The organism is Arsenophonus sp. ENCA (assembly GCF_002287155.1).
Lineage (GTDB): Bacteria > Pseudomonadota > Gammaproteobacteria > Enterobacterales > Enterobacteriaceae > Arsenophonus > Arsenophonus nilaparvatae.
The window spans coordinates 1-6275 of sequence record NZ_NHNG01000653.1; the positions used below are offsets into that span (position 1 = coordinate 1).

Sequence of the window (6275 nt, forward strand, 5' to 3'; positions counted from 1 at the left end):
GACGTCTTTAACTCCAGGAAAGGCGCGAAAAAATTCCTCAGCAGAGCGAATTTGACGAGCGGGCAAAACACATTCTCGCCCCAAGGTCATCTCTAAAACCGGCAATAATATTTTTACCCAGCGACATGCCCGTGTTCTATCTAAACCAAAAAGAAGTCCTTGCAAATCATAGGTCGGATAACATTTTAAATACAATAAAATAAAAAGCAGTTTATCTAATGGGGTTGGGATAAATCCTTTCTGCCCTGCACCCATCTGCCGCTCGTGAGCTTTTCGATTCTTTTTCCGATAAATCAAATAACAAGCTGAAAATTCAGCGGCTAAATTTTTCAATTCTTCGACTGATAATCCAATGATTGCTTTACATAAACGATTATCTCGTAACAACTGCTCTTTGTTGATCATTTCAAACCGTTATTTTCTAAGTTAAACCTCTTTTTATTGTCTATAGCGTGACAAAAAATGCAAGTCTCTATTCAGCAACTAGTTTTAAGTTTAATTCAGCATGATATATAAATAGTCAAAACCTTATAAATCAAATACAACTTATTGTAATTTAAGAAAATTTATGTTTTTTAGTAACTTGCAGATTAATCATTGCTTTTAAGCCATTTTTAGAATTTTATATGCCTGTGCGAAACTCGTGCAATATTTAACAGTTTCTTAGCAGACAGCAGAGCATTACTTCTTACATAAGTTGCAACTGGAAGACCTGAGTTTTTTGCTGCTTTTTTCAAAAGTTCAAACTCACTTGCATTCAATGGAACTTCAAGCACCTTACCGCCAAGTAATATTTTCTTGCCAGTATTCTTATCAACCATATACTTGCCACGTCTTTCATTTGATGAACGAAGCAGCTACGCTGCAAATCGATAACCTGACAGTACCGATATCAAAAAAACGCACTGTATCGCATTCTAAGCGCCTAAAATCCAAAAGCGCTACCTTTGGGTTACCTATATAGAGAAAACGCCGTAAAGCGAATATTGGGTGGCTTAAAATCGATTCCTGATGCCTACCTCAAGTGAAATATTCACTATCAGCCTCTATAATCTATTCCTGGATTGATTATGTTAATTTTTTGTTAAACTATTTTTGAAATTCTTATCCATTAAAGCGTATTCTTGCTGACAGAAACACCATGCTTCAAACGTAGCCTTCCACTGATAACTTCTGGCGAGGGATGTAAAGCAAGCTCCTTACGGATAAAATCTTGCGTTTGCGGGGTTTGTTGATTAAATGCATCTCGTGTAGATTTATTGAGACGTCTGGTTTTCGCTAAGGTATCGGCTCTTCTGCAAGAATAAAGTCCATGGAAAGCGGGATCAGTATTACGTTTGAGTTCCCTGCTGACAGTGAACGAGAAAGCCACAATTCTCTAGCAATAGTGGCCTGAGTAACACCGTCAATTATTCGTTTTTCGATATAAAAACGCTCATGTAAGTTCAAATGTTTTCCCTTCATAAACAGTATCTCTTATGGGGTCATTACAGTAATTTTATCTATGTATGACAAATTCCTAGGCGTGGACTGCAAAATATCTGGGACGCTATTTGAAAAAGCCACCGGTATCAGGTTGCCGTTTGGCCCACTATGACGGCGGATCCCGTATAACTCTACGTTTTCTTAACCATCGCACACATCATCATGAAAATTTAGAATTACCACAACGTGAGTTAATTTTACGACTGATTAAACATATCCCGGAGAAACACTTTCGGATGGTGCGGTACTTTGGTTTTCTCGCAAACCGAGTGGTGGGAACATTATTGCTGAAGGTAAAAAAGGCACTGGCTCAGGAAGAGAAAAAACCTGTAAAAGTAGTGACATTTTCCAGCCTCAGCCAAGCACTGCTCAATACGGACCCTTTTAAATGTATTCTGTGTGGCGGGAAAATGGTCTATCAGCGGGTCTTGTATGGGCTGGTAACAAAGGATCTGGTTGCTAACGCAGTGGAAATAGCGCGAATGCGTTACGTGATGTAATGCAGGGAAGATCTGCCTGAATTCAGCAAATTCGTTCAAAAATCAGTCGATTAGCCAACAAATAATGATCTCACTCCCTCTTGTGCTGAAAAAAACAGCAAATCTTACCGACTGTGATCCCTATTTCATACGGCCTCAGGATCTTTGAAATTCCTAGGCGTAAATATTTTTTTAATTAAAACTCCTCCGCTCGCCGCAAGTCTGTGACCGAGCGGAGCGAGTAAGCAGACGAGGAAGCGGAATATAACAATTGCAAAATAAGTAAATACGGTCACTCAGTAGTAACATATTTTTAGGTTTAGGTTTTTTGTTAGAAGAAAAGTTATCCACAGAAAAACCTCGCGCGCGCGAAGTTATATTTAGTTATGTATAAGTTAAAAGAGTTAAAGGACAAAAAAAGAGTAGTAAGGTTATGTTTTTGCTGTATAAAAAAAATTAATATTTTCCTAAATTACGATACTTTTTTCCTAAATTACGATACTTTTTTCCTAAATTACGATACTTTATTCCTAAATTACGAATGACTTGAGAGTTTGTCCACAGTTTTCTTTGCAGTTTTTGATTAATTAACGCTCTGATTTTATTATTAGTTCCTAAATTACGATATATATGCTATACTTTTCTTAAATTACGATGAATTTCGCAATTCCTAAATTACGAAAAGATCATTTAAAAAAATAAACAAGCTCATTCGGTGCTATCAACACTGAATGAGCTCTAACCAACAATCCTAAATACACTAGGAGAGAGGCTGTGGTTGATCATACAAAGAAAACAGGAAAACGCAATTTGAAGACGTTACGCCCACGTAAACATAAGCAATTAGAGTTTTTCATTGCTGATGAGGTTGATGTTTCAACTTTTCGCGATGAAATTGCCAGTATGGAGCATCCTTTTTTTGCCTTGAAAGGCGGTGATACAAAAATTAGACAATATAAAAATGGTAGTGTAATCGTTACTGTTAGGCCAGCAGTTGAAATTGGATTAGCAACAATTTTTGATAAGGATATTTGGATTTATGCTATATCTAAATTACAAGAAGCCATTAATAACGGGCGCCCAATTAGTCGTATTATAACTTTTACCCCATATGACTTTTTTGTTACGACTAATCGTAGTTCAAGTGGTGTCGGTTATAGAGAATTAAAAAAAGCACTATCTCGATTAAAAGGTACTACTATTGAAACGAATATCGTATATTCGGAAGATAAGGAAGAAACCGCCATTTTTGGTTTAATTGATAAAGCTAGAATTTTGGAAGATAAAAAGGGTCAACTTGAAATTGGTATGGTTGAACTTACATTACCTGAATGGCTTTATCAAGCAATAACAAGAACTAAGGTATTACAGATTAGTCCTGATTATTTTCGTATCAGGAAAGCTATTGATAGACGTCTATATGAGATAGCTAGAAAACACTGTGGTAGTCAGCATGAATTTATCATTTCACTCGATAAATTATATTCCAAAACTGGTAGTACAGCTGCTTTGTCTAAGTTCAAATTTAATATTAAGCAATTAGCTAAAATTAATGACCTTCCTGATTATGAAATTCTTTTTGATCCCACCACAGACAAAGTCACTTTCAAAAATCGTAATCAAAATACTCCTAAAGCGGAAGCTGCTCGTAAACGCGAAAAAGGGAAAAAAGAAATTTTTAATATAAAAAATAGGATATTAAAAAAGAAGGAATAGTTTTTATTTAAAATAATTACTTGATTGTGTAATTACTTGATTGTGTAATTACTTGATTATATAATTACTTGATTATATAATTACTTGATTGAAGTCCTAAGGGAATTTTTATGAGTAAAGTAATTTCTTTCTTGAATGGTAAAGGAGGGGTTGGTAAAACGACGACTTCAATAAACGTCGCTACATCTATAGCTAAGAAAGGTCACAATGTCGTGGTAGTTGATACTGATCCTCAATTAAGTATAGGGAATTGGTATTTAGAAGATAAGAGTTTGTTTGATGTAGCAGAAGCATCTACTGAAAAAGATATCTATTCCATAAAAAAAACCTTGAAATTATATGATTATATAATTATTGATGGAGCAGCTGCAATAACAGCTATATCATCAGCTGCGGTTATGGTAAGTGATATTGTTTTGATCCCCGTTACTCCTTCTCCTTTAGATTTTGCTGCTTGTGGGGCAATTATAGCTGTTATAGAAGCTAGAAATGAATTACAACCAATTATTGCTCGTTTTGTAATAACAAAAAAAATAAGCGCAGCAAAAATGTTAACCGTATTGAAAGATTCTATAGCTGATACTGGTGTGAAAGCAATGAGTACCGAAATAACCCAAAGACAAGCTTATGTTAGAACTATGCTTGATGGAGGAACTATTTATGATACTAATGATTATCAAGCAAAAGGTGAAATCGATGTATTAACAGATGAAATATTGGGATTGATAAAATGAAAATGAAATTAGGTAATCACAAATCTGTTAATGATGCACTAGAAGCTGTGAATAAACCTTCTGTACCTACTAAAAAGTTACAAATAAATATTCCTGAAAAATTACATAAAGAATTTAAGATTGCTTGTTTAAATCATGATAAAGAAATGACTGAAATAACCATGATGTTAATAAAAAAATGGTTAAACGAAATTAAGTAGTTATAGAAACAGCGTTGATTACAGAGACCGTATATCTCTGTAATCAACTAATCCAAAACCTAGCATAAGTAGGAGTTAGACTATGCGAAATAGTACGCATATTGCACGCATAATGAAAGGGTGCAACATATCAATCGAGCAGCTTTTGAGCTTTGCTCACACATCAAAATATCTCACCAATCGTCAACGTGACCGAATCCTCAAGAGGATTGGGGGTGTCGCATGAAACATGAGATAATTAAACTTTCTTTGAGCGCTAATGTTCCCTGTGGTTTTAGCGATAGCGAGGGAAAAATTCAGACCGACGCCAAAATGACGGATTTACTTTTTAAGTTAATCCTTACCCCTGAAATGAAAACATTGATAGAAAAAGTACAAACTGAAAGATCCCCGTTTTTCGTAATATGCCATTTGCCATCTGATTACAACAAAGCGCCCAAAGTTTGGCAATTCCATTTTTTACCGCTTTTTTGTAGTGAAAATGGCTATCTAGGTACTTTCTTTCATGTCCACGAATTCCTGTTTTTGTCACCGTTGGAGTATGTCGATGGCATGCATCCTTATGCTGTGACTACAGAAAAACCTAACAAGCTGTTCACTGATAAAGAGTGGCAAATTCTATTTTTTATGATGTAGCGATTAAGTCTCAAAGAAATTGCAAGACGATTAGATATCGGAACGAGAACAGCAAGCAATCATTTAAATATTATCTATCAAAAAGCCGAGGTGCATTCAGGTTGCCAATTAAGGGCATTTGGTAAATCGAAAGGCTTTGAGCGCTATATTCCTGTTGAATTTATTAATAAGGGACGTGGATTTGTAGAAATGGGAGGGATCGCATGAGTGTTTTTTATTCTGACGAACTAAAACAATTTTCTCAGTTGTTTCCTGAATTTACGCAAACTCAACAAGAAAATGTTTTTCTCTTTGCAATTGGTATTCCTATTGCCAATATAGCTGATATCCGTCATGTCTCTATTCGAAGTGTCCAAGCTTCTTTGATTGAAGCTCAGCACCGTTTGGAATTAGGCTCGACTAGCTCATTGAGAGCGGTGGCACAAATGCGACTATTTCTCCCATTATTAAGATTAGCTTTTTATTTTTTTCATGAAAAAAGGGATTTTGATGAAGTTTAGTAAACCATAAATAACACTGGCAGTAAGCAAGGAATTAACAGTAGGAACGCCTGTTTCTATTGTTAATCCAATGTAGCTTGCTGTTATACAGGCAAAAAGGGCATACCAACCTATAAATGGCGTGTCTTTATTTTCGGGGATTTTTTCATATTGTTGGGTTTCTTTGAGAATATTTCTGTGAGTTTTGACAATAAGCGTGTTGCTTAATAGTGAAATAAGGGTGTTTCGGTGATTGAAGTAAATTTTACGCTGTTCTGAGATGGAAATTCCAAAGACCTGCGCTAAGGAGTAAGAAGGTATCATCAATAAAGGGTCTACGATTCCGTAAAATTTGGGTCATGCAACCGAGGCGCTTGATACCCGCGATGGCGTGTTCAACTGTAATACGGATGCCCGAGATTATTTTATTTTCTTGTTTTTGTTCAGGCGATAAAGGTCTTTTTCGAGTTCCTTTTTTTGGGATTTGTGTATTAGGATGCTGTTTATCTATACCTTGAAAACCGGTATCTGCCCAGATGGTTACCT

The 6275-nt window shown here is 35.7% G+C and carries 12 protein-coding genes; 7 read left to right on the forward strand and 5 right to left on the reverse strand.

What is annotated here, in order from left to right; translation table 11 throughout:
* The 3 genes from CBG25_RS17025 to CBG25_RS17035 all read right to left on the reverse strand — a co-directional run.
* Positions 1–405 (reverse strand): transposase family protein (locus CBG25_RS17025; RefSeq protein ID WP_290603697.1); only part of this gene is annotated, 405 nt, incomplete at its 3' end.
* Positions 406–614: 209 nt separating this feature from the next.
* On the reverse strand, positions 615–821 hold the full coding sequence (locus CBG25_RS17030) for a hypothetical protein (RefSeq protein ID WP_290608114.1): 207 nt from the start codon (positions 819–821) through the stop codon (positions 615–617).
* A 290-nt stretch (positions 822–1111) separates the two neighbouring features.
* The gene (locus tag CBG25_RS17035) at positions 1112–1372 is read right to left on the reverse strand and encodes a hypothetical protein (RefSeq protein WP_290608116.1); all 261 of its coding nucleotides are present in this window, start codon (positions 1370–1372) and stop codon (positions 1112–1114) included.
* Positions 1373–1541: 169 nt separating this feature from the next.
* On the opposite strand from CBG25_RS17035, the gene CBG25_RS17040 reads away from it, so the two are divergent.
* From CBG25_RS17040 to CBG25_RS17065, 7 genes are all read left to right on the forward strand, one after another.
* Positions 1542–1985 (forward strand): transposase, encoded by a 444-nt coding sequence (locus CBG25_RS17040; RefSeq protein ID WP_290608125.1) that lies wholly within the window; start codon positions 1542–1544, stop codon positions 1983–1985.
* A gap of 753 nt (positions 1986–2738) precedes the next feature.
* On the forward strand, positions 2739–3680 hold the full coding sequence (locus tag CBG25_RS17045; RefSeq protein ID WP_290608118.1) for a replication initiator protein A: 942 nt from the start codon (positions 2739–2741) through the stop codon (positions 3678–3680).
* Between the two features lie 110 nt (positions 3681–3790).
* Positions 3791–4414, forward strand: coding sequence for an AAA family ATPase (locus CBG25_RS17050; protein WP_290608120.1), 624 nt, complete (start codon positions 3791–3793; stop codon positions 4412–4414).
* Positions 4411–4614 carry a plasmid partition protein ParG gene (locus CBG25_RS17055; protein WP_290608122.1) on the forward strand — a complete coding sequence of 68 codons (204 nt, stop codon included), beginning with the start codon at positions 4411–4413 and terminating at the stop codon, positions 4612–4614. Before CBG25_RS17050 ends, CBG25_RS17055 begins: the two co-directional genes overlap by 4 nt.
* A 222-nt stretch (positions 4615–4836) precedes the next feature.
* Positions 4837–5250 carry a hypothetical protein gene (locus CBG25_RS17060; RefSeq protein WP_290608123.1) on the forward strand — a complete coding sequence of 138 codons (414 nt, stop codon included), beginning with the start codon at positions 4837–4839 and terminating at the stop codon, positions 5248–5250.
* Positions 5251–5268: 18 nt separating this feature from the next.
* The gene (locus CBG25_RS21530) at positions 5269–5457 is read left to right on the forward strand and encodes a hypothetical protein (RefSeq protein WP_366212801.1); all 189 of its coding nucleotides are present in this window, start codon (positions 5269–5271) and stop codon (positions 5455–5457) included.
* The gene (locus tag CBG25_RS17065; protein WP_051297010.1) at positions 5454–5750 is read left to right on the forward strand and encodes a hypothetical protein; all 297 of its coding nucleotides are present in this window, start codon (positions 5454–5456) and stop codon (positions 5748–5750) included. The genes CBG25_RS21530 and CBG25_RS17065 overlap by 4 nt, the downstream gene beginning before the upstream one ends.
* Here the strand turns inward: CBG25_RS17065 and CBG25_RS17070 are convergent.
* Positions 5703–6053: a hypothetical protein gene (locus CBG25_RS17070; protein ID WP_290608124.1), complete on the reverse strand. Its 351-nt coding sequence runs from the start codon at positions 6051–6053 to the stop codon at positions 5703–5705. The genes CBG25_RS17065 and CBG25_RS17070 overlap by 48 nt on opposite strands.
* A partial coding sequence (locus tag CBG25_RS17075) for a transposase family protein (RefSeq protein WP_290603775.1) occupies positions 5995–6275 on the reverse strand: 281 nt, incomplete at its 5' end. The genes CBG25_RS17075 and CBG25_RS17070, both read right to left, overlap by 59 nt.